Annotated in this window: 4 protein-coding genes; all 4 read left to right on the top strand. The window is 59.5% G+C overall.

Translation table 11 applies throughout. The features are described 5' to 3' along the window. The first annotated feature begins 543 nt into the window (after nucleotides 1-543). Nucleotides 544-804, top strand: coding sequence for a hypothetical protein (locus EN949_RS34620; protein ID WP_024505332.1), 261 nt, complete (start codon nucleotides 544-546; stop codon nucleotides 802-804). Further along, on the top strand, nucleotides 804-1,163 hold the full coding sequence (locus EN949_RS34615; RefSeq protein WP_064994922.1) for a hypothetical protein: 360 nt from the start codon (nucleotides 804-806) through the stop codon (nucleotides 1,161-1,163). The genes EN949_RS34620 and EN949_RS34615 overlap by 1 nt, the downstream gene beginning before the upstream one ends. A gap of 96 nt (nucleotides 1,164-1,259) precedes the next feature. Continuing rightward, entirely contained in the window at nucleotides 1,260-1,484 is a 225-nt protein-coding gene (locus EN949_RS34610) for a hypothetical protein (protein ID WP_024505330.1), read from the top strand. 333 nt (nucleotides 1,485-1,817) lie between these two features. Then, nucleotides 1,818-2,093 (top strand): DUF1488 domain-containing protein, encoded by a 276-nt coding sequence (locus EN949_RS34600; RefSeq protein ID WP_127366030.1) that lies wholly within the window; start codon nucleotides 1,818-1,820, stop codon nucleotides 2,091-2,093. Nucleotides 2,094-2,309: the final 216 nt, after the last annotated feature.

Genomic DNA, 2,309 nt, shown 5'->3' with positions numbered 1-2,309 from the left:
CCTTCGGCGCGACGAATGACGACGCGGTCGTGGAGTGGCCGAAATTTCATGGGAACTTTCTTTCTGGGGGCCGGCACAGGCGGCCACGCCCCTCCTCTATAGACGCGTTGGCACTCGATAGATAGGAATGCCAGAATTAATTCTCGTGTATGCCCCAAACAATCGAACGAAATAATTTCGAGCCTCGCAGAATTTATTTGCGTTGGCGGAAAACTTTCTGCCGCCTTGAATTTCACGGACATCGATTTGTTATTTAAAAGCCAAAAAGAAAAGGCGCCGAGACCTTGTTTGCAACGCAATTGAGGCGCATATGTAAAGCTCGTTGATTTGGTAGAGTTGGCTTTGTGTCAGAGTCCTGCGATTCACCACCAATTCTCGAAAACGAGTGCATGAGCCGATCCGGCGCACATTTCGTCCCGCTCGAACCCTGGAATGAAACCGACGCTGACCACGGATATACTGGCAGCGTCGGGCATCGCTCCGGCGGTTCGAGTGGGAATGATACGGAAAGGCGTCGTGCGTTTCCGCGGGAAGCCGCAACTGATGACCAGCCGCACCACATCTTCAATCGTTCGCTTCAGGGCGGCGTTTTCGCTGCCTGGCTTCGATACGCCGCAACCACCTGGAGCGTATCGCGTCGATCAAGACGAGGAAGCTCTCGAAGGGGCTTCGCTGATCGCATGGCGCCGCGTGGCCACCTTCATTCACCTGCCGGCGATCTCCGCCGTCGGAGCCACGCAGCAGATGGTGCCGATCGAACCGGCATCGCTTGAAGCCGCACTGGAGCAGGACCAGAGACAATGATGAAAACCACAACCCTGATGCAACGCAACCCACGCCCGATCCGCCGCGAAGCCGCAACGCATCTGTTTGCCGTCGGACAGGCTGTCCGGCTGAAGGGCGGCTTTGGCACGTTTCCACAGACCGCGGAAATCTACCGCATCAGGGCCACGCTCCCTGCGAGGGGAGATTCGCTGCAATACCGCATCCGCAGCGACGGCGAACGTCATGAACGGGTGGCGACCCAGGACAGTCTCGAACCGGTCGCCACGTCGCCCAGTGACATCATAACACTCTCTGAAAGGACGTTCGCACATGTCAAAGGGACAGAAACGCTCGAGCCGGGAAATCAGGAAGCCGAAGCTGGAAAAGGCACTGCCTAAGCCTGAAAGCGTGTTCGGTGCCCAGACCAGGCTTACCGCCAACATCAGCGCCCCGCGCGGCAAAGGCAAGAACTGACACGGCGAGACGGGACGGCGATGAAGATCGTGATCGAATTCTATCGCACCCGCGAAGCGGACGATGCGCATGCCGTGCTCGGCCGCGAGACGGCGGAAGCCGCCGACCTCGAAGATGCGATCGAAATCGCCAGGCTTTTGGCTGGGACCCTGAACATGCCACAGCGGCCGGACGCCATGACGATCGCCGACACGAATGGCGCAACGCTCTATTCGGGCGTTCTCGCCTCTGAAGCGATTAAATGAGGAAAGGCCAACGTCACGATTGTCCGCAACACTGAAACCGATTGGCAGTGCAATGCCGCCGCGCTTCGGATTTGGGAACACGAAAGTGGCGCGCCGGGACGCGACTTCACAAATCGCCAATACGGACGCCGCGTGAAGCGGATCGTTCCTGGACCGTCTATCACGTCTTCTCGGGAATTCCGGCACACGGAGACGGCGTTGCCATGGCCGGCCTCAGCCGCCCCGATGCGACACGCCGCATGTTGACCCCCTCAACCAGCGCAATGCCGAGCGTCGCACGGCGTGGATTACCGCGCCGCCTATTGTCCCGCGCGAGAGAGCGGCGGGCCAATCATGACGCTCTCCTTTCCCAATCCCAGCCGCAGTTTCGATGAAGCCCGCAACGCCGTCCGCTTCACCGGCCATGACTGCATGTTCGAGGTGCGTTTCTTCGTCGAGATCGCGGCGCTGGCAAAATCGGACATCGCCTTGGTGGGGACAACGGCGTCGGAAACAAAATGCCTTTCAGCTTTCGACACCTTGCGATCATCCATTCACAAGATTGCCAGCAAAGCCGATTCTCGCGACCGCCGCAGCTCTTACACTTTGACTGCCGCCGATTTCCGGTAGGGGAGCCCTTTTCTGGCCAGTTCGTTTCAGAACCGCACCTTCTGCTTCCGTGAAGAGTTTCGGGCGCCGGCAGGCGTACGAAAGTCCCCGAGGAAGGAACCCGCGGGGCACAGTCGATGGCTATGGGGATTTCGATCTGCGGCCGAAGTCGGCCACGGCGCGACCGCTGCCGACCGCCAAGGGCCGCCGTGCGGCAATACTCGATCGCCGACATGC

The sequence above is a fragment of the Mesorhizobium sp. M7A.F.Ca.US.007.01.2.1 genome, from assembly GCF_003998165.1.
GTDB classification, from domain to species: Bacteria; Pseudomonadota; Alphaproteobacteria; order Rhizobiales; family Rhizobiaceae; genus Mesorhizobium; species Mesorhizobium ciceri.
Note: the sequence above shows the minus strand (reverse complement) of the source record. Positions and strands in the feature narration are given on the sequence as shown.